Annotated in this window: 20 protein-coding genes and 1 pseudogene; 13 read left to right on the forward strand and 8 right to left on the reverse strand. The window is 68.7% G+C overall.

Annotation, left to right across the window (positions count from 1 at the left end; all coding sequences use genetic code 11):
- Window positions 1–272 precede the first annotated feature (272 nt).
- Together ABZ016_RS19985 and ABZ016_RS19990 are read left to right on the forward strand one after the other, a co-directional pair.
- Window positions 273–704: a transposase gene (locus ABZ016_RS19985; RefSeq protein ID WP_356917959.1), complete on the forward strand. Its 432-nt coding sequence runs from the start codon at window positions 273–275 to the stop codon at window positions 702–704.
- 195 nt (window positions 705–899) lie between these two features.
- Window positions 900–1,241: a transposase gene (locus ABZ016_RS19990; RefSeq protein ID WP_356917960.1), complete on the forward strand. Its 342-nt coding sequence runs from the start codon at window positions 900–902 to the stop codon at window positions 1,239–1,241.
- Between the two features lie 628 nt (window positions 1,242–1,869).
- Here ABZ016_RS19990 and ABZ016_RS19995 read toward each other — a convergent pair.
- Window positions 1,870–2,922, reverse strand: coding sequence for an acyl-CoA desaturase (locus ABZ016_RS19995; protein WP_356917961.1), 1,053 nt, complete (start codon window positions 2,920–2,922; stop codon window positions 1,870–1,872).
- Between the two features lie 254 nt (window positions 2,923–3,176).
- On the opposite strand from ABZ016_RS19995, the gene ABZ016_RS20000 reads away from it, so the two are divergent.
- From ABZ016_RS20000 to ABZ016_RS20015, 4 genes are all read left to right on the forward strand, one after another.
- On the forward strand, window positions 3,177–4,154 hold the full coding sequence (locus ABZ016_RS20000; RefSeq protein ID WP_356917962.1) for a magnesium transporter CorA family protein: 978 nt from the start codon (window positions 3,177–3,179) through the stop codon (window positions 4,152–4,154).
- A gap of 189 nt (window positions 4,155–4,343) precedes the next feature.
- A complete protein-coding gene (locus ABZ016_RS20005) occupies window positions 4,344–4,880 on the forward strand; it encodes a DUF5994 family protein (RefSeq protein WP_356917963.1) in 537 nt (178 codons plus the stop codon).
- A 261-nt stretch (window positions 4,881–5,141) separates the two neighbouring features.
- Window positions 5,142–5,414, forward strand: coding sequence for a hypothetical protein (locus tag ABZ016_RS20010; protein ID WP_037673951.1), 273 nt, complete (start codon window positions 5,142–5,144; stop codon window positions 5,412–5,414).
- 285 nt (window positions 5,415–5,699) lie between these two features.
- The gene (locus ABZ016_RS20015) at window positions 5,700–6,185 is read left to right on the forward strand and encodes a DUF5994 family protein (protein WP_356917964.1); all 486 of its coding nucleotides are present in this window, start codon (window positions 5,700–5,702) and stop codon (window positions 6,183–6,185) included.
- A gap of 38 nt (window positions 6,186–6,223) precedes the next feature.
- Here ABZ016_RS20015 and ABZ016_RS20020 read toward each other — a convergent pair whose 3' ends face one another.
- From ABZ016_RS20020 to ABZ016_RS20030, 3 genes are all read right to left on the reverse strand, one after another.
- Window positions 6,224–6,796, reverse strand: a complete 573-nt coding sequence (locus tag ABZ016_RS20020; protein ID WP_356918025.1) for an ATP-binding protein — start codon at window positions 6,794–6,796, stop codon at window positions 6,224–6,226.
- Window positions 6,796–6,975, reverse strand: a complete 180-nt coding sequence (locus ABZ016_RS20025; protein ID WP_356917965.1) for a hypothetical protein — start codon at window positions 6,973–6,975, stop codon at window positions 6,796–6,798. Before ABZ016_RS20025 ends, ABZ016_RS20020 begins: the two co-directional genes overlap by 1 nt.
- 328 nt (window positions 6,976–7,303) lie before the next feature.
- Window positions 7,304–7,837 (reverse strand): GNAT family N-acetyltransferase, encoded by a 534-nt coding sequence (locus ABZ016_RS20030; protein ID WP_356917966.1) that lies wholly within the window; start codon window positions 7,835–7,837, stop codon window positions 7,304–7,306.
- 612 nt (window positions 7,838–8,449) lie between these two features.
- Between ABZ016_RS20030 and ABZ016_RS20035 the strand changes: the two genes are divergently transcribed.
- The 5 genes from ABZ016_RS20035 to ABZ016_RS20055 all read left to right on the forward strand — a co-directional run bounded on the left by ABZ016_RS20035 (window position 8,450) and on the right by ABZ016_RS20055 (window position 10,010).
- Window positions 8,450–9,055 (forward strand): DUF5994 family protein, encoded by a 606-nt coding sequence (locus ABZ016_RS20035; protein ID WP_356917967.1) that lies wholly within the window; start codon window positions 8,450–8,452, stop codon window positions 9,053–9,055.
- A 3-nt stretch (window positions 9,056–9,058) separates the two neighbouring features.
- Window positions 9,059–9,205 (forward strand): hypothetical protein, encoded by a 147-nt coding sequence (locus ABZ016_RS20040; RefSeq protein WP_356917968.1) that lies wholly within the window; start codon window positions 9,059–9,061, stop codon window positions 9,203–9,205.
- Between the two features lie 249 nt (window positions 9,206–9,454).
- Complete coding sequence (locus ABZ016_RS20045) at window positions 9,455–9,610, forward strand: hypothetical protein (RefSeq protein ID WP_356918029.1); 156 nt, start codon at window positions 9,455–9,457, stop codon at window positions 9,608–9,610.
- Window positions 9,574–9,876 (forward strand): STAS domain-containing protein, encoded by a 303-nt coding sequence (locus tag ABZ016_RS20050; protein WP_356917969.1) that lies wholly within the window; start codon window positions 9,574–9,576, stop codon window positions 9,874–9,876. The genes ABZ016_RS20045 and ABZ016_RS20050 overlap by 37 nt, the downstream gene beginning before the upstream one ends.
- Window positions 9,819–10,010 (forward strand): hypothetical protein, encoded by a 192-nt coding sequence (locus tag ABZ016_RS20055; RefSeq protein ID WP_356918030.1) that lies wholly within the window; start codon window positions 9,819–9,821, stop codon window positions 10,008–10,010. Before ABZ016_RS20050 ends, ABZ016_RS20055 begins: the two co-directional genes overlap by 58 nt.
- A gap of 210 nt (window positions 10,011–10,220) precedes the next feature.
- Here ABZ016_RS20055 and ABZ016_RS20060 read toward each other — a convergent pair whose 3' ends face one another.
- A complete protein-coding gene (locus ABZ016_RS20060; RefSeq protein WP_356917970.1) occupies window positions 10,221–11,462 on the reverse strand; it encodes a PP2C family protein-serine/threonine phosphatase in 1,242 nt (413 codons plus the stop codon).
- A 386-nt stretch (window positions 11,463–11,848) separates the two neighbouring features.
- Window positions 11,849–12,238, reverse strand: a pseudogene (locus ABZ016_RS20065) (allantoin permease); the annotation flags it as partial.
- 387 nt (window positions 12,239–12,625) lie between these two features.
- On the opposite strand from ABZ016_RS20065, the gene ABZ016_RS20070 reads away from it, so the two are divergent.
- A complete protein-coding gene (locus ABZ016_RS20070) occupies window positions 12,626–13,735 on the forward strand; it encodes an IS110 family transposase (protein ID WP_356917971.1) in 1,110 nt (369 codons plus the stop codon).
- A gap of 56 nt (window positions 13,736–13,791) precedes the next feature.
- Here the strand turns inward: ABZ016_RS20070 and ABZ016_RS20075 are convergent, their stop codons facing one another.
- On the reverse strand, window positions 13,792–14,109 hold the full coding sequence (locus tag ABZ016_RS20075; RefSeq protein WP_356917972.1) for an ANTAR domain-containing protein: 318 nt from the start codon (window positions 14,107–14,109) through the stop codon (window positions 13,792–13,794).
- Window positions 14,110–14,394: 285 nt separating this feature from the next.
- Window positions 14,395–15,588 carry a PP2C family protein-serine/threonine phosphatase gene (locus tag ABZ016_RS20080; protein ID WP_356917973.1) on the reverse strand — a complete coding sequence of 398 codons (1,194 nt, stop codon included), beginning with the start codon at window positions 15,586–15,588 and terminating at the stop codon, window positions 14,395–14,397.
- A 1,143-nt stretch (window positions 15,589–16,731) separates the two neighbouring features.
- On the opposite strand from ABZ016_RS20080, the gene pcaC reads away from it, so the two are divergent.
- On the forward strand, window positions 16,732–18,039 hold the full coding sequence (gene pcaC / locus ABZ016_RS20085) for a 4-carboxymuconolactone decarboxylase (protein WP_356917974.1): 1,308 nt from the start codon (window positions 16,732–16,734) through the stop codon (window positions 18,037–18,039).
- Window positions 18,040–18,070 lie beyond the last annotated feature (31 nt).

An 18,070-nucleotide genomic window follows, 5' to 3' on the forward strand; every position in this document is an offset into this window, starting at 1 on the left:
AGAGGTGGACGGAGCCCTGCGCAATTCTGCTCACCACAGGCCGACTTGGAGAGGCACCTGCCTCACTGAAGCGAACCCGCTTGCTGTCGGCGCTGGGCATCGGCTGTCGAATTGTCCCCACTGACGATCGGGTCTGAACACAGGGGCCAACGTGTTGAGTGGGGCGGAAGGATATGAGGGTGCTGTCCCGGGTCCGGGGTCTGACTCATGACATGCCTGACCGAAGTGTCCAAGTCACACGGTGTCGGCCGTTGGCCGGGGATGGTGTGGGAGTGGACACGCACCGCGATAACCATGTGGCTGTGGTGCTCTCCTTGTCCGGGGCAGTCCTTGGCACCGAGGAGTTCCCGGCCACCACGGCGGGCTACCGAGATCTGCTGAAGTGGGCCACGAAGTCGGGAACCGTGAGGCGCGCCGGGGTGGAGGGGACCGGTTCCTATGGGGCCTCCTTGTCGCGGTATCTGCTGGCCCAAGGCGTGGACGTGTTCGACGTGAACCGAATGGACCAGGCAGAGCACCGTCGCCGCGGCAAAACGGATCCGCTCGATGCCCAGAACGCGGCGCGAGCGGTGTTGAGCGGGCGTGCCCGTGCCCGGGCCAAAGCGGGCGACGGACCGGTACAGATCGCCAGGATGTACAAGCTGACGAAAGTGTGGCCGTCAAAGCCCGCACGCAGGCCATCAACCAGCTCAAGGCCGTTCTGATTACTGCCGATCCCGCCTTGCGGGAAGAACTGGCCCAACTGGGCAACGCTGAACTTTTCCGTACCTGTGCGCAGTTCACCGATGTGTGCGGTCGTGAGGAGGCCGGCGTGGAGTCGGTGCTGGGGGCTACCCGGATCACGCTGGGCCTGTTGGCTCGCCGGATAGGTCAGCTTTCCGAGCAGATCCGGGACGTGGATGCTCGTCTGGCCCGGCTGGTGGAACGTCATGCCCCGCAGCTGCTGGAGGTGGTGGGGATCGGTCCGGACACCGCTGTCGCTCGGTGTGAGCCCCGTCGAGCGTTCCTCGGGACGCCGGCAGTTCCGTCGCCTCAACCGCGGCGGCGACCGTCAGGCCAACGCCGCGCTCCACCGCATCGTCTTCACCCGCCTGCGGGTCGACCCGCGCACCCAGGACTACTACGAGCGCCGCATCAAGGAGGGCAAGACCCGACGCGAAATCGTCCGGTGCCTCAAACGCTACGCGGCCCGCGAGGTCTTCCACCTGGTCAAACAGCCAGAACCAGCACCCCGCTCATAGGGGCTGTGTGATAGCGGTGTTCGACGAGAAGCCTCGCCGGTGCGGTCCGACGGGGCTTCTCAAACAGGTGCGTGCAACGTCCGTCCAGGGCACCGTTGCGCCCGGCTTCTCCCCTCCTGAGCACCCGAAGCGAGGAGGGGGCGACGCCGCCGCTCTGACGGCCGAGGCACAGCCTGTCACCCGGGACTCTCCGCGCCCAAGCGGGAGGCACTCCTCGCTCCTGCAAACTCATCTGCCATTGAGTTACCGAGGATCCTTCGAACACCGGCCGAACACCGGCCCTCATGTCTGTGTCGTTCTCGTTGATCCAATACGCCGGGCCGGTTCCGGTCGGCCTGAGGCAGGGTTCGCGTCATGACTGCGACCATCTCCCGCCCGGCTTCACCCGAAGGCGGGCTCGCCCCGTCCTTCGCCTCACGCTCGCTCCCACCGGTTCCGCACCGGCTCTGCTGGACCCGCCTGGTGGCCGCGCTCGCGCGACCGCGTTAGCAGCCACCTCAAGGGGAGCCGTGAGGCGGCGCAGCCCCGCCGGGAAGCCGACAGGGCTGTTCCGGCAGTTGCGTTTCACCGGATCACTGCAGCCGGGCACCGGGACAGGGCTCTGGAGTACGCCGCTGGCGCCGGTGCGTCATGCTGGGGCACTGCCGATACGGGCTCGCCGCAGTGGGGCTCCTGCTCGGTGGAGGCTGGCGAGTGCTTGCCGGTAGGAGGCGATCAGTCCGGTTTCCAGGTAGTCGACTCCCAGGTCCTGGCAGTCGTGGCGGACGAGGGGCCGGGCCTTGCGCAGGTTGGGGCTGGGCATGCTGGGGAACAGGTGGTGTTCGATCTGGTGGTTCAGGCCGCCCAGGGCGAGGTCGGTGAACCAGCTGCCGCGTACGTTGCGTGCGGTGAGGACCTGGCGGCGCAGGAAGTCGGGGCGGTCCTTGCCGGTCAGGATCGGCATGCCCTTGTGGTTGGGCGCAAACAGACAACCGAGGTACAGGCCGAACAGGCACTGGTGGACGGCCAGGAACGCGATCGCCATGCCGGGCGGGAGGACGAGGAACACTGCGGTCAGGTAGGCGGCGGTGTGCCCGTAGAGCAGCGTGCCGTCCAGGGCGCGGTTCTTCAGTGCGCGGTTGCCCAGTGCTCGCGCGCTGGAGACATGAAGGTTGACCCCTTCGAGCAGGAGCAGGGGAAAGAAGAGGAACGCCTGCCGACGGCCGATGAGCTTCGGCAGTCCGGTGGCGGCGCGGGCCTGGTCCTGGGACCACACCAGCAGGTCGGGGGCGATGTCGGGGTCGAGGTCCTCGTGGTTGGGGTTGGCGTGGTGGCGGGTGTGTTTGTCCTGCCACCATCCATAGCCCATCCCGATCGCGGCCCCGGCGATGCGGCCGGCCGTCTCGCTGGGCCGGCGTCGGCGGAAGACCTGGCGGTGCGCGACGTCGTGGGCGAGTAGAGCCACCTGCCCGAACATCACGGCGAGGAACGCGGCGAGCGCCAGGGTCCACCAGCCGGCGCCGATGACGACGAACGCGCTCCAGCCCCCGGCGTAGGCGACGGCCACGGCGATGGACCGGACGGTGTAGTAGCCGCTGCGCCGGTTCATCAGGCCGGCCTCGGCGATCTTCTTGGACAGGCGGGCGAAATCACTGCCGCCTGCGGGGGGCGGTGGGCGACGGGGAGGGGTATACGCGGTCATGCTGTCGGCGTGTCCTTCCTGGCTGACGGGCCGCATCCGGTCGGGCGGTGTACGCCGGCGCGATGCCGTAGCCGGGTACCCGCATTCCTGCCTTCGGACCGGCACCCTGGTGCTCGCCGGCCGGAGCCTGCGGATGTCGCCGGGCTTTGACGTCGTGAGATCCTCCCCGGAGGGTGGCCGCTGTCGATGAACCTGCCGCGCTGGCAATCGGGGCGAAGCGGCATGAGAGGGGAGTAAGACACTAGCCTCGGGCCATGGTGACGCGTACCCGGCTGTATCACGACGGCACTCTGGTCCTGGAGGACTTTCCCGTCGGTGACGTCCCTGCGCATCTCGCTGATCCGGCGTCGGTCCTGTGGCTGGACCTGCACCGGCCCGGAGCCGCCGAACTCACCATGCTTGGTCAGGAGTTCGGCATCCACGAACTGGCTCTGGAGGATGCCGCCCAGCGTGGACAGCGGCCGAAACTCGACCGCTATCGCACCCACGAGTTCCTCAGCGCCTATGCCGTGACCGTCAGCCCGGACGGTGCGCAGCTGACGTACAGCGAGATCGCTGTATTCCTCACCGGCCAGGCCATGATCACCGTCCGCAAGGACGACGGCCTCGACATCGAGGGCGTCGTCGCACGCTGGGACGAGAGCCCGGACCTGGCCGGCCACGGCGTCGGATTCCTGCTGCACGGCCTGCTCGACCATCTCGTGGACGGACACTTCGCCGCCGTCCAGCAACTGGACGACAGCATCGAGGAGCTGGAGGGCCTGCTCTTCGCGGCCGGGCGCCGTGAGATCGAAGCCGTGCAGCGCCGGGTCTTCGCACTGCGTAAGTCGCTCGTCCGGCTGCGCCGCGTCGTGCTTCCGATGCGCGAGGTGGTCAACGGGCTCATGCGCCCCGGCCTGCATCTGATCACCGACCCTCTCGTCCCGTACTACCAGGACGTCTACGACCACGTGCTGCGTGCGACCGAGTGGACGGAATCACTGCGGGACCTGGTGGCCTCGGTCATGGAGACGAACCTCTCGGTCCAGGCCAACAGCATGAATCTGATCATGAAGAAGGTGACGAGCTGGGCCGCGATCATCGCCGTTCCCACCGCGATCACCGGCTACTACGGCCAGAACCTCCCCTATCCCGGTTTCGGCCACGAGTCGGGATTCATCACCTCCGCCGCCGTCATCGTGCTCCTGTCCGCATTGCTGTATCTGACGTTCAAGCGCAAGGACTGGCTCTGACCGGCATCGGCACCGGCGACCAGGTCCCGAAGGCAGGAAACTACCTGGCCATCCCGGGCTTTTCGGGCCGGTGAGCGGAGTAGTGTGAAGAAACCGGGAGTTCTTCGCGCACCGGCTCCGCTGCGGGTGCCGTTCCCGGTGATCGACAGCGCCGGGCCGCACCCACGAGCCCGGGGACAGGTCCGCGCCATGGCCGTGACCATTGACCGTACGACATCGGGCAGGCGCACGCCGCCGCCGACGGCCCGGCTGTCCTTGATACCCGCGCCGGGCGGGCTGGACGGCATGTGGTGGCCCCGCTCCCGTGCCCTCACGCGTGAGCTGCCGTCCTTGACGGCCGCATTGGGCGATGTCTGGGGTCGTATCACGGGTGTCACCGTGCACCCGGCCTACTGGCCCGTCCTGCCGCACTGGGTGTCCGACGCCGGGCGCACCGTGCAGGTGGACTGGTCCACCGAGGAGCAGGATCCGCACAGACTCACTCTCTTCTCCGCTGACGGCCGCCGGGACGTGCTGGTGATTCCGCCGGAATCCGGTGCGGATGCCGCCTCGCAGCTGATGGCCGGCGACGGCATCGATGTCCCGGCCCGGGAGCAAGCGGCAGACGGGATCGATGCACGAAACAGGGAGGAAGCCTGGGAGGCCGACGGCGGAGCAGGTCGACCGTCGTCCCTGCCCCGGCCCATCGGCTCGGCGGGGCCTTCGCCCGCCGGTCGGCGGAGGTGAGATCCCGTGCTCGTCATCGCCGTGGCCGTGCTGCTCGTCCTGATCGCCGTCGGAGTCGCTCTGATCCACCAGCTCAACGGTCAGCACGACGAACGGATCGCTGCCTTCCACTACAGCGAAGTTCTGCCGGGGATCGGGCGTCGGCCCCGGAGGCACCGTCGGTCGTCGGCGGACGCGAGCGTTCCGACGCGCCCCACCGCGACGGCGGCCGCGGATGACATCGGCTTCGGCCCGACGGTGGGCAGTAGAGGAAGGCGCGTCATGGCGATATTGCGAGACCGGAAGACGTACCGCGAGAGGATCATGCAGGCTCTGTACCAAGCCGCCGAAGGCAATCGCCTCCTGGGCGTCGATGGGGCGAAGCTCCGCAACGATCTCGGTATCCCTGAGCAGGACATGGCGGCTGCCTGTACGTACCTGGCGGGCGAAGGCTGGGTCGTCGTGGACTGGGCGAGGGGCAACACGCCCGCGATGATCACGCTCACACACCAGGGGATCCGGCAGATGGAGACAGAAGAGGAAGGGCGAAGCTGAGCCGCCGCGTCGGCTTCTCGGACCGCAGTGACCTTCGCAAGGAGTGCTTATGCCGGAGTAATCCCTTTGGCGTAATGTGGAAAGCGGGTCGGCGCACGCTCACGTGCAAGGACCCGGAAGGGCGGCTCCGGCGGGTATACGCCGGAGCCGTTGCCTGTCTCCGGTACCGCCTGCGGCGAAGCGCTCGCTTGAGCGTCGTGCGCAGTACGGTGAGGTGGCAGGATCACTTCGTGCGGCGGTCGCACGCCCTGCAGTCGCACAGCTCTCTGCGGACGGACGGACACCATGGCCGACTCCGACACCCCCGGCCTCCCCAGGCTCCTGCCGGACGCCGTCCACCGGTCGGTGAAACCCGGGACGGCCCTGCTGAGGCTGGAGACGACACACGCACGCGAGGCAATCCTGGACGGCGCATGGTGGCCGCGGTCCCGGGACATCGGTGCCGAGCTCCCCTCGCTTATCTCCGCGTTGAGCGAGCATCTCGGGCCTGTCACCCGGGTCGGCCTGGACGGCGGTGCCTGGGACGAACTGCCGACCCGGGTGATGGTTGACGGCCGAGTCGTGCACATCGACTCCTTCCCGGTCGGTGACGACACCGTCCTCATCACCCGAGGCGACCGGGACCTTTTCTCCCTGTTGTTGGTCCCACCGGACATGTCGCCCGACGCTGCACGCGACGCGATGGCCAGGGCGGTACGAGCCGACAACGTCACCGAGGCCAAACAGATCCTCATCGATACCGGCAGCGACACGCCACCTACGCCGGCCTGACACCTCCGTCGCAGATCGACTCCCCGCCGGCCAAGACGCTAGATGCGGGCGAACTTCTGCGTCTGCTGGGCGAATTCCTGGGCCATGGCGGCGCTGACCGTGGCCCTGGTGTCGCGGATCGTGTCCAGGTAGTCGTCGGTGGTGGGGGCGGTCCTGGTTCCGGTGTCGAAGGTGCGCTCGAACTGGGCCTGGGAGACGGTTCGCGCCGCGCGGGCGATGTCGGCGGGGGTGAACCCCTCGTTGGCGGACGCGAGTACCGCGCTGTCCGCCCGCGCGCCGGCTCGGGCTAGGTAGCTCTCCCACAGCGCGGTCCTGGCGGTGTGGTCGGGAGGGCCGATCGGCAGCACGTAGTCGAAGCGGCCGTGCCGCAGAAAGGCGGGGTCGAGCGTGGTCAGGTTGTTCGTGGCGCAGACGAGGGGCCGCCCGTCCTGGCTCCGGAACCGGACGATCGCCTTGAGCATTTCGTCGACGACGCCGACAGCGGTCGCGTCCGCGCCGCCGCGTTCGCCGGCCAGACGTGCGGGGAACAGTTCGAGGAAGGGCCAGCCCAGGCCGCTGGCGATCGCGTGCGCCAACGTGCTCTTGCCGGTCCCGGGCGGGCGGAACAGCATCACCGCCGGGGCAGTTCCACCCTGTGCTGTGCGGCCAGTTCGGGATGGGCTAGCGGCAGGACCAGGGGGCTCTCGATGAGCCGCCTCTCGTTCTGCGTGCCCGCAACCTTCTGCCACAGTCCGCCGGGCGGCAGCTGCGTTCCGAGCGAGGACAGCGTGCCGACGGACTGTGGGGTCACCGGCCCGCGTTTCTCGAAGCAGACCAGTCCGGAGCGGGCGCCGAAGTCGCAGTTGCGCAGAGCGGTGGCGTCTCGTCCTCGGGCGGGACGGCGTGCACCGCCCGGACGCCGTCGGAGGCAGCCGTTGCTCAAGGGCTGTGATCAGGGCACCGCCCAGCCCGCGCTGCCGCCAACCGGGCGCCATGCAGATGCGCTGGATCCATGCCCGGTCGCCCTCCACTCTGAAAGCAACGTCTCTCGCCTGGGTGTCCACTCCGTGGCGATCAATGTGGGCAGGGACGTATGGACAGAGGTCGGTTGTCTTGTGGCGATCGACGGCTCGGCCGGTTCACGCCTGGAACTCGGTGAGATCGATGGTGTGAACGCGCAGCGGAGAGCCGTACACCGGGTGCGCTGTCTCCCGCTCCGGCACCATGCCGAGCTTGCGGATGACGTTCTCCGAGGCGTCGTCACCCACCCGGTGAATACTGATGACGCGGTCGAGGCCGCGGTCCTGGAGCGCGAACTCCAGCGTGGCATGGGCGGCTTCGGATGCGTATCCCTGACCCCAGAACTGTGAGCCGAGCCGCCAGCTGATCGCCACGGCAGGCAGTACCTCCGGCAGGAACTCAGGCACGGACAGACCCGTGAAGCCGGCCAGCTCACCCGAAGCCAGCAGCTCGACGGCAAAGAGTCCAAAGCCCTCATCGTCCCACTCCTCCTCCCACCGCTCGATGGCCTCTACCGTGTGGTCCAGATCGCGCACCGAGCCGTCGTCGACCCAGCGCATGACCCGCGGGTCCGAGTTGATGTCCGCCATCGGCGCGAGGTCGTCGTCATGCCAGCGACGCAGGAGGAGGCGGGGTGTACGGATCTCGGTCATGGCGCCCATCCTGCCAAGGGCAACGGCCTCATCAATAATCGGCGCTACGTGGCTTGTCCAAGAGGCCGCGGGACGTGCCGTCGGTCTTCAGCGCGAGACGCGCGGCCGGGGCTGCGACTGGCTCGTGGTGTGGCAGGGGTTGGGGCAAGGTCGCCGACATCATGAGAACCCGTCTCCGGGCCGCCCGTACAGCGACCCGGGCTCCATCTCTCGCCGAGAACGACCCGGCGTGGAAGCCAGTGTGCGAAATGCCCTCGGTGGTATCCGCGGTACTCCGTACACGCCGGGGCGGGCCCTGGAGACGTCTCCGCATTCCGCGAAGCGGCCGCCGCTACCCACGGGAGTGCGCTGCGGGCGGCGGGGCACGTCGTAACCGGATCGGTCTCACGCTGATGGCGCGCGCCCTGGCCCAGCACTCCTTGGCTGCGTTACGTGAGAGGTGTTGCTCGTGCTCCGTTCAACCCGTCACTCCCTCTCGGTCCGCCGGGCCTCGGCGAGGAGTACCCTGGTGATTACCGAGAGCATTTCGTACAGCGGCTTCCATGCCGGGTCGTTCTCGGCGATTCATGACAACCGGGTCGGCCGTGACCGGCCCGGGGTTGGGTCCGCATCATGACCGCGACCATTCTGCTGACGCCCGCGGTCGAAGAGCGGGCCCCTTCTGCGTTGCCGCCCCGACTCGTACTGGCACCTGGCGAGACCACCCCGGTCCTGATCGACGGTGCCTGGTGGCCCCGCTCCCGCGACCTGGCTGCGGAGCTTCCGGCACTCATCGAGATCCTCGACCCTCTGTGGGGGCGGATCACCCGAGTAACGGTGAACCCCACGTTCTGGCCGGTCATCCCGCGAAAGGTGCCCGTCCAAGGGCACGTGGTGCACGTCGGCTGGTTCGAAGCCGAGCAAGACCCGCACAAGCTATTGCTGCTCTCCTACACCATCGGCCGCTGGGACCTGCTGGTGATCCCACCGGAGACAGAACCGGCCATCGCCGCCCGGCTGATGGCCACGGCCACCGACCCGTCGCGAAGTCTCACGGCGACCGGTCTGATCCATGAGGCCGAACGCTTCCGGATCGCGGCAGAGGAAGCGGCCGGCTCGGACTCGCTCCGGGAGGCGGTCTGGGACTCCGAAGGCGGGCATGACGCCCGCCGCCCGGCCTCACATGCCTCTGCCGGAGCGGTCATCGACCACGTGCCCACCCCGGCAGAAGGAAGGTGAGGCGTGGAGACCGTCACGACGGTGGGCGTCGCCCTGGGCGTGCTCCTGATGCAGCTCTTCACCACGCGCCACGCTGATCGCATGCCGACCTTGCCCTCCGGCCGTTCCCGGCGGTGGCGGCTCTGGCCGTGGCACCGCACCGAGACGTGAACCCCCTGCACAACGGCTCTGCCCCAGATCCCGATGCGCGTTGCTGTTGGCACAGATGTCTGCGGTAGTGGACTTCGTCCGATCGCCGGCGCATCCCCCGAGGCAACCAGTCGGCCCTGCGCCTGGAACACAGGCTGCTGAACCGGCCGTTCGCCTTTCTGCACGAGAGCACGACCGTGTACCGAGCGCAGGAAGAGCCGGATGTCCGGCCCTTGGCGCCGCCAGGCCGGTCTCCTGAACCGAGGTGCCATGCCCTTTCCACAGCTGACCCTCTACCGGCACGACAGGCACAGCCGGGCGTTGATCACCCTGGCGGGTGAGATCGACCTGACAACGGGGGGCATCGTGCGCAGTCACTGGGTCAATGTGTGCGCGACGGCATCCGCGCCGTCGACGTCGACCTGACCACGGTCACCTTCTGCGACGTGACCGGCCTCAACGCCTTCCTCTACGCGTCGCGGGCCACTGCCGTGGCCGGCGGGTCCCTGCGCTTGCACCACCCGCCCTCGGCGCTGGCACGAATCATCGCACTCACCGGTAACAGCACCCTGCTCCACGGCTACCCCGGCGTCCCACCGCGGCCTTCGTCGCCGCCCTGGACGCCCGGAGCGCCATGTGGGGAACCCTCCCGCGCACCGACGGCCACCGCGATCCCTACGCCCGGGAACTGACCGACCTCCGATCCCGACTGACCGCAGCCGACCCCCACCCCTCACCGCCCGCCGTAAGCGCCGAACGCGGCAACACCTCCATGACGCTCGCTCAGCACGATCCGCCTCAAGTTGTGCTGACCGACCAGAGCTAGATGAGTGAGTCCGAGTTTTCAATGGTCGTAGGCGATCGGTGATCGTTTGATCTTACTCGTCTAGGTGTGCTGTTCGGGCAGGTTAGTGACGCGGCTGGCTGGGGTGCGTTGAGCCATCAGACGCGACAAGCTCACAGCTATACCGAAGCCCCGGGTCCGACGGTCTTGCGCATCGCTGCTTCGAGTCCGCGCTCGGGTGGTGGGACAAGCTCAGGCCGGGATGGCCGGGTGGTCGGCGGTGCCCCCGCGCCACTCGACCAGGAAGAGCGTCGCGTCGTCGCTGGTGTGGCCGCCTCGTTCTTCCTTGAGGGTGTGGGAGAGCCGGCGAAGCTCTCCGCGTAGTCCCTCTTCTGCCGGCTGCATGCTGTTGATGCAGTTGATGAGACGGTCCTCGCCGAAGGTCTCTCCGGCGAGGTTGCGCTCCTCGATGACGCCGTCGGTGTAGAACAGCACGCGATCACCGCGCCGGAGCTGTCGCCCGCTGATCATGGGACGTTGTCCGCCGAAGCCGACCGGCAGGGTGGTCACGCTCTCCAGCCGCTCCACGACCTGGTGGTCGCGGATCAGCAGCGGAGCCGGGTGGCCCGCGTTCACCCACAGCAGACTGCCCTCCACGATGTCCAGATGCATCATCTGGGCCGTGACGAATCGTTCGGGCCCGAACATCTGGGCGATGGCCTGGTCCATGAAGATGTACTTCTCGGACAGGTCGACCTGGGCGCGCCGGGCGTGCCGGTAGGCGCCGACGGCGACGGTCGCCATCGTGGCGGCCTCCAGGCCGTGGCCCATCGCGTCGAACACGGCGGCGTGCAGGATAGTGTCGTTGAGGGCGTAGTCGAAGCTGTCACCGGCGATGTTGTAGGCGGGCTCCAGGATCCCGGCGACCGCGACCTGCGGAACCGCCATCGCCAGCGGCGGCAGCAGGGACCACTGCATCTCCGCCGCGACGCTCATGGGTTCGCGGCGTCTGGCCTGGAAGAACTGGTCGGTGTAGCTGTGCTTGGTGACGATGATGTCGGCGACCAGTCCGGCGAGCCTGCTCAGCAGGCGCCGGTCGTCGTCGTCGACGGTGTCCAGGGTGACGGCCATTACCCCCACCTGGTCGCTGCCGTCCAGCAGGGGCAGGTATATCCGGACGCCGTTCGCCTGCGGGACCTCGACGGGGGTCGCGTTGAGGAACGCCCGGCCGGCGGGAGAGTCGGCGATCGGCTCGGGTCCGCCGACCAGCAGTCCCCTGCCCGGCAGCGGCGCCAGCAGTTCCTGTCCGTAGTCCTGCAGCAGGATCGACACCTCGCGGCCGCCGATCCTGGCCACCTCTTCCGCGACCAGGGGAGCGATCAGCTGCGGCGGCATCTCGTGGGCCCGGTCCAACAACAGGCCCAGCAGCCGCTCACCGAATCCTTCCGACCGGTCGGGCATGCTCCGACGAGGCTTCCGGCCGCCTTCCGCCATAACCCCACCCTCCCTCCAGCGTCCCGGAGCTGCCACTCGCGCGTATCCGGCGACGGGCACGGTGCCCCTCTCGAGCACAGTTCATACAGAGCGCCGCCGCACATCGGCCGTGCGGGGTCATTACGCCGACTGCGGCATGTCCACCCCGCCGTCGACTACACCCACCGCGCGCCGGACCTGGCAGACCCCCCCTCCAGGGCGCACATCAGGTCGAGAGCGGTCGGCGGCTCCACAGGCTCCGCCCGCCCCGGTCCTTCGAGCTTGGCGGTGACACCTGCTCGATGGCGGCTCCCTACTCGTCACGCAGAGTGTGAGGTCTACCCCGATCAGCTACTAGCTGATCCGATGTGCGTACTGGTGCGACTATGGCGAAGGGCGCCCGTTGGTCACTTTCGGGTTGGCCAGGCCCAGCAGGCGACGGCGTCGTGGGTGGCGCAGGCGGTCAGGTCGGGGCGCTCGTACGGCTGGCGGCAGACGTGGCAGTCCAGGGTGACGGTGCTGGGGTTCCCGTCCGTGTCACGGAGCGGCTCGCCGATGCCGTCGTCGGTGCGGCGGAGGTAGTAGCGGTCCTTGGTGGCGATCGCCATCAGCGGCGTGAGTACGAAGGCGATGACGGCGGCGACGGGAGAGTACGGCTGGAGGGTGTCGCCGAGGACGTGGAGGTACATGGCGATGGACAGGCCGGAGGCGGCCACGCCGACTGGGTTGACGGCGTGGAGCATGCCGCGGCGGAACTCCGGCTGGAGCCGGGAGATCTTGAGTACGTACTTGTTCATGCGCCGCACTTGCTGCTGGCGACCTCTGATCGCGCCGCTCGCCTTCGTGCGCTGTTGTGCTCGGTCGGGATCAGGTTGGGGGTGTCGCGTGGAGGGGATTGAGCATGTCCTGCGGTTCCTGCGTGGTAGCGAGATGAGGGGCGGGAGGATGGGCGGGTGCTGTCCCGGGTCCGGGGTCTGACTCATGATTTCTCTGACCGAAGCGTCTCGATCACACGGTGTCGGCCGTTGGCCGGGGATGGTGCGTTGTCGGTGCCGGGCCGGCGGGGTGTGTCCCGATAGGGGCCTGCCGATTGTTGTGGCGTCCTCACGATTCTGACCGTCTGACGCGGCCCGGTACCGGCAACGCGACACGTCATCGGACCGGAAGGGAGGAACGGGACGGGGATGTCCAGTTCGACCGTGCCCAGTACATCGTCGGTTCCGCGGACCCGCCGCCCTGCGGGGGAGGTAGTGCTGGGAGTGGATACGCACCGGGATGTTCACGTCGCTGCGGTGCTCTCCGTGTCAGGGGCAGTCCTTGCCACCGATGAGTTCCCGGCCACCGCGGCGGGATACCGCGATCTGCTGAAGTGCGCCAGGAAGTGGGGAACCGTGAGGCGGGCCGGGGTGGAGGGGACCGGCTCTTACGGAGCGTCGTTGTCCCGCTATCTGCTGGCCCAGGGCGTGGACGTGTTTGACGTGAATCGGATGGACCGTGCGGATCGCCGTCGGCGTGGCAAGTCGGATCCGCTCGATGCCCAGAATGCTGCGCGAGCCGTGTTGAGCGGGCGGGCCCGTGCCCGGGCCAAAACGGGCTACGGGCCGGTGCAGATCGCGAGAATGTACAAACTCACGAAAGTGTCGGCCGTCAAAGCCCGCACGCAGGCCATCAACCAGCTCAAGGCCGTACTCGTCACTGCGGACCCCGTCTTGCGGGAGGAACTGGCCGGACTGGGCAATGCCGAACTCTTCCGTACCTGCGCACGGTTCACCGATGCGCATGGTCGCGAGGAGGGCGGCGCGGAGTCGGTGGTGCAGGCCACCCGGATCACGCTGGGCCTGCTGGCTCACCGGATCGGCCGGCTCTCCGAGGAGATCCGGGACGTTGAGGCTCGTCTGACCGGGCTTGTGGAACGGCATGCCCCGCAGCTGCTCGACGTGGTGGGGATCGGTCCGGACACGGCGGTCGCTCTTCTGATCACGGTGGGGGACAACCCGGAACGGCTGGACAGTGAAGCGTCCTTCGCCTCACTGTGCGGGGTCAGCCCCGTCGAGCGTTCCTCGGGACGCCGGCAGGTCCGTCGCCTCAACCGCGGCGGCGACCGGCAGGCCAACGCCGCGCTCCACCGCATCGTGTTCACCCGCCTGCGGGTCGACCCGCGTACCCAGGACTATTACGAGAGCCGGATCAAGGAGGGCAAGACCCGTCGCGAAATCGTCCGTTGCCTCAAACGCTATGCGGCCCGCGAGGTCTTCCACCTGGTCAAACGGCCACAGCCATCACCCCGCTCATAGGGGCTGTGTGACACGTGAGGCCCCCCGTCGGCTTGCTGGCTCGGAGCGTCTACCCGCTACGGGTGCCGCTGCACCGCCGCGTCCAGTTCCTGGCCCATTGGTTCCGGCATTGGCCGCCCCATTGCCCAGGCGATCAGGGCTTCCGCGATGCTGTGCAGCTTGACGTTGGTGCGCTGGGAGACCTCGCGCAGCACCTGGAACCCGGCCGTCGGCGGAATCCGGTGGGTCGCGAGGAGGACGCCTATGGCCTGGTCCACTGTCGCGTGGGAGCCGACAGCATGCTGCAACTGTACGTTCTCCTGCTTCAGGCCGGCGATCGTGGCGTCGTCACGTCTGTCTTCGGGCGAGGGCCGCTGCGCGCGGGAGGTTGTCATGACTGGTCTCCATACGGGGCGAGGTCTTTGGTACGCCTGCCCACGACCGCATCAGCAAGACGCGCTCGCTGTGCCGTGTAGATCACACCGGTCAGATGGCTCTTCGTCGGCTGTGGGATGGCGAAGGGCCCGAGGTGTTGTTTCCCCAATGCCCCAGCCGCCGAGTCGCCCTCCCCTCCACGCTCACACGCGCTTCGTAGGGCCAACGGCCGCGTTCAGGACACTCTTTAGGGTGCGTCACCGGCCGGCGCTCTCAGTAGGACTCAGGGAGTAGGCCGTTGCGGCTCATCGCTGCGGGGCGGGTCTGGTTTCGGCCGGCCGGCTGCGATTGCTGTGCCAGTCCAGTAGCAGGACCGTGGCGTCGTCCTTTAGGTTGCCGTGGCAGGCGTCGAGTACCGCGGCGGTCAGGCTCCGGACGGCTTCTCGCGGGTGCAGCGCGCGAGTGTCGTGAACGACCGAGGCCAGGTCGACGGCCGCGGCACCGCGCTCCTGCATGCCGTCGGTGAGCAGGACCAGGCGGTCCCCGGGACGCAACTGCAGTTCCTGTAGGCGGTAGGGGGCGGGCGCCGCCACACCGAAGGGCAGGTTGACGGCGAGTTCCACCTCTTCGACGGCGTTGTCACGCAGCAGCAGCGGCCGGGGGTGGCCGGCATTGACCAGTTCGCACAGGCCCGTTTCGAGGTCGACGCACAGCAGCTGTCCGGTGGCCAGGCCGCGGCTGTGGCTCAACAGGGCCTCGTGGGCGTGGTGGGCCTGCTTGAGGGCGTCACAGCCGCTGCGGCGCGCCCGCCGCAGCGCACCGACCAGCAAGGTGGCCAACAGAGCGGAGTTCGTGTCGTGGCCCATCGCGTCGGTGATCGACAGGTGCAGAGTGTCGCGGTCGAGCGTGTAGTCGTAGGTGTCGCCACCGATGTCGTCGGCCGGGACCAGCCCGGCGGCCAGAGTGAACTGGGCGGCCTCGCAGCAGGGGGCCGAGGGAAGCAACTGGTGCTGGATCTCCGCGGCCAGGCTGGTCTCGGTGGTGCGCCGGCCCAGGTGGTACAGGTCGGTGAAGCGCCCGTCCGTGACGATGATGTAGGCCAGTGCGTGGGCCGCGTCGCGGACCTGTCGCAGCACGGTGTCGTCCGCGCACTGCAGGCTCACCTCCAGGACGCCGATGCAGTCGCCGCGGTTGGTGACCGGCGTGATGACGCGCCGGCCGCCCTGGCCGTCCGGTTCCACATGCTGGCGCTGGCGCTGCAGGACGCTGTCATAGACGCTGCCCTGCAGGTCGATCGGCTCGCCAGGGTCGGCGGGCTCATCGCCCGCCGCGGCGAGGCGTACCAGCCGCTGGCCGATGAGGTCGACGAACAGGAAGGACACGGTCTCGGCACCGAATCGCTTCTGCAGGTCGTGTGCCACGACGTCGACGGACTCACCGGGCGGGGCCGCTTCCGCAGCGGCCAGCAACTCGCCCAGTTCCAGATCTCCACCCTTCACAGCAACCTCCTGTCGGTTGCCGCACCTTCTTCCCCGAGTCTGCGCAACCTCACCTGATCTGCCCATTTCGCCTGGTCAGGACAGCGGGCCAGATCGGTATGAGCAGGTCCCGGGACCGTCAGGCGGCGGGAACGAGCGCCAAAGCTCATCCCGCGAGGCAAGTGAGGTTGCGGGCGCCGTGCACCGCGTGGAAGTGCAGCGCGGCTACGTCGGTCCTTTGGGGTGGGCTCCTGATCGAGGTCGCAGCGGGGATGGTGGGGTCGGATCCAATCGCTGGCGGGCGCAATGTAGACCACGATCGCCGGTTGGCTAAACCGGCGACCGTGCGGACCATTGCAGGCTCCTGGGGGAATCGAACGGTCCGGTCGCCTGCTGCCCGGCTGCCGCGTCTGCGAAAGCATCGAGGGCCCCACAGCGGGCGGCGCCGCTGCTCGGCCACCCACTGCAGATCGACCCGAACGCCGACACGTTGGTGCCCTGCCCCGTGGCGCACACAGCCGTGGAGAAGCCGCACCGGTCGTGAAGCAACCTGAACCAAGATGTCGGCCTTTGCGCCGCATAACGATCGGCCAGAGTCAGATCCAGGATGTCCCAAGAGCTGGGACTGAGCATGCTCAATAATTCTGTGCGGGGATGCCGCGACGGGCGAGAGGATCGGCGGGTGCTGTCCCGGGCCCGGCGCCTGACTCATGATTTCTCTGACCGAAGTGTCCTGGTGTCAGTCGGCTGGTGGCCGGGGATGGTGCGTTGTCGGTGCCGGGCTGGCGGGGCGTGTCCCGATAGGGGCCTGCCGATCGTTGTGGCGTCCTCACGATTCTGACCGCCCGACGCGGCCCGGTGCCGGCAACGCAACGCGCCGCAGGACGGGAAGGGGAACGGGCATGTCCAGATCGACCATTCCCAGTGCGCCGCCTGCTCCGCAGACCTGCCGTCGTCGCCCTGCGGGGGAGGTGGTTTTGGGAGTGGACACGACCCGCGCACCCGGGACTACTACGAGCGCCGCATCAAGGAGGGCAAGACCCGACGCGAAATCGTCCGTTGCCTCAAACGCTACGCAGCCCGGGAGGTCTTCCACCTGGTCAAACAGCCACAACCAGCACCCCGCTCATAGGGGCTGTCGTGACAGATGAGAGGCTCAGACGGGTGAGCGAGACACCACCGAACACCCTGCAATACCGCTTTGACGGGCCAGAAGAGGCTCCCGTCCTGATCTTGGGTCCCTCACTGGGTACCACATGGCACATGTGGGACCGCCAGATTCCCGAGCTGACCAAGCAGTGGCGCGTGTTCCGGTTCGATCTGCCGGGGCACGGCGGCGCGCCCGCGTACCCGGCGGGCTCGGTCACCGACCTCACCACCCGGCTCCTGACCACCCTCGAGGGGCTCGGCGTGCAGCGCTTCGGCTACGCGGGCTGTGCGCTCGGCGGCGCCGTCGGCATCCAGCTGGCCCTGCGCCACCCCGAGCGGCTCGCCTCCCTCGCGCTGATCGCCGCCTCGCCCCGCTTCGGCACGGCCGACGAGTTCCGGCAGAGAGGCGTGATCGTCCGGACCAACGGCCTCGACCCCATCGCCCGCACCGCGCCCGAGCGCTGGTTCACCGGCGGGTTCGCCGCCGCGCAGCCCGCGATCACCGAGTGGGCCGTGCAGATGGTGCGCACCACGGACCCCGGCTGCTACATCGCCGCCTGCGAGGCGCTCGCCTCGTTCGACGTCCGGTCCGAGCTCGGCCGCGTCGGCGTGCCGACCCTGGTCCTCGTCGGCTCGGACGACCAGGTCACCGGCCCCGCCGAGGCCCGCACCCTGGTAGCCGGGATCCCGGACGCCCGCCTCGCCGTCGTCCCCGGCGCCTCCCACCTGGTGCCGGTGGAGCAGCCCGCGGCGGTCACCGACCTCCTGGTACGGCACTTCTCCACCGCCTGGCAGCCTGCCTACGAGACCTCCACCGGCCAGACGGCCCTGCCCGCGGCCGCCGTCAAGCCGGTCCTGTCGCCCGCCCCGCCGCAGCCCCTGCAGACCGGGCCCGTCGCCGAGATCGCCCCGGTCGCGATCCCGCCGCAGGCCCAGGGCCGGCCCGACCCCTACGACGCCGGGCTCAAGGTGCGCCGCGAGGTGCTGGGCGACGCCCACGTCGATCGGGCGCTGGCACAGGCCGACGACTTCTCCGGGGACTTCCAGGAGTTCCTCACCCGCTATGCCTGGGGCGAGATCTGGGACCGCCCCGGCCTGGACCGGCGCACCCGCAGCTGCGTCACCCTCACCGCCCTGGTCGCCGGCGGCCACCTGGACGAACTGGCCTTCCACACCAGAGCCGCCCTGCGCAACGGCCTCACCCCGGCCGAGATCAAGGAAGTGCTCCTCCAGGCGGCCGTCTACTGCGGCGTGCCGGCGGCGAACAGCGCGTTCAAGGTCGCCCAGCAGGTCATCCGTGAGGAGACCACGCCCCAGGAGTGAGCCCGCGCCGGGCGCGGAGGCAGGATGGAGT

This window comes from Streptomyces sp. NPDC006372 (assembly GCF_040612515.1).
In the GTDB taxonomy this organism is placed as follows: Bacteria; Actinomycetota; Actinomycetes; order Streptomycetales; family Streptomycetaceae; genus Streptomyces.

Bases quoted from the DNA above. Each gene is read 5' to 3' on its own strand.
- ABZ016_RS19990 (WP_356917960.1), top strand. From the start codon at position 900: ATGCTCGTCTGGCCCGGCTGGTGGAACGTCATGCCCCGCAGCTGCTGG.
- ABZ016_RS19995 (WP_356917961.1), bottom strand. From the start codon at position 2,922: ATGACCGCGTATACCCCTCCCCGTCGCCCACCGCCCCCCGCAGGCGGC.
- ABZ016_RS20000 (WP_356917962.1), top strand. From the start codon at position 3,177: ATGGTGACGCGTACCCGGCTGTATCACGACGGCACTCTGGTCCTGGAG.
- ABZ016_RS20005 (WP_356917963.1), top strand. From the start codon at position 4,344: ATGGCCGTGACCATTGACCGTACGACATCGGGCAGGCGCACGCCGCCG.
- ABZ016_RS20010 (WP_037673951.1), top strand. From the start codon at position 5,142: ATGGCGATATTGCGAGACCGGAAGACGTACCGCGAGAGGATCATGCAG.
- ABZ016_RS20015 (WP_356917964.1), top strand. From the start codon at position 5,700: ATGGCCGACTCCGACACCCCCGGCCTCCCCAGGCTCCTGCCGGACGCC.
- ABZ016_RS20020 (WP_356918025.1), bottom strand. From the start codon at position 6,796: ATGCTGTTCCGCCCGCCCGGGACCGGCAAGAGCACGTTGGCGCACGCG.
- ABZ016_RS20030 (WP_356917966.1), bottom strand. From the start codon at position 7,837: ATGACCGAGATCCGTACACCCCGCCTCCTCCTGCGTCGCTGGCATGAC.
- ABZ016_RS20035 (WP_356917967.1), top strand. From the start codon at position 8,450: ATGACCGCGACCATTCTGCTGACGCCCGCGGTCGAAGAGCGGGCCCCT.
- ABZ016_RS20045 (WP_356918029.1), top strand. From the start codon at position 9,455: ATGCCCTTTCCACAGCTGACCCTCTACCGGCACGACAGGCACAGCCGG.
- ABZ016_RS20055 (WP_356918030.1), top strand. From the start codon at position 9,819: ATGTGGGGAACCCTCCCGCGCACCGACGGCCACCGCGATCCCTACGCC.
- ABZ016_RS20060 (WP_356917970.1), bottom strand. From the start codon at position 11,462: ATGGCGGAAGGCGGCCGGAAGCCTCGTCGGAGCATGCCCGACCGGTCG.
- ABZ016_RS20070 (WP_356917971.1), top strand. From the start codon at position 12,626: ATGTCCAGTTCGACCGTGCCCAGTACATCGTCGGTTCCGCGGACCCGC.
- ABZ016_RS20075 (WP_356917972.1), bottom strand. From the start codon at position 14,109: ATGACAACCTCCCGCGCGCAGCGGCCCTCGCCCGAAGACAGACGTGAC.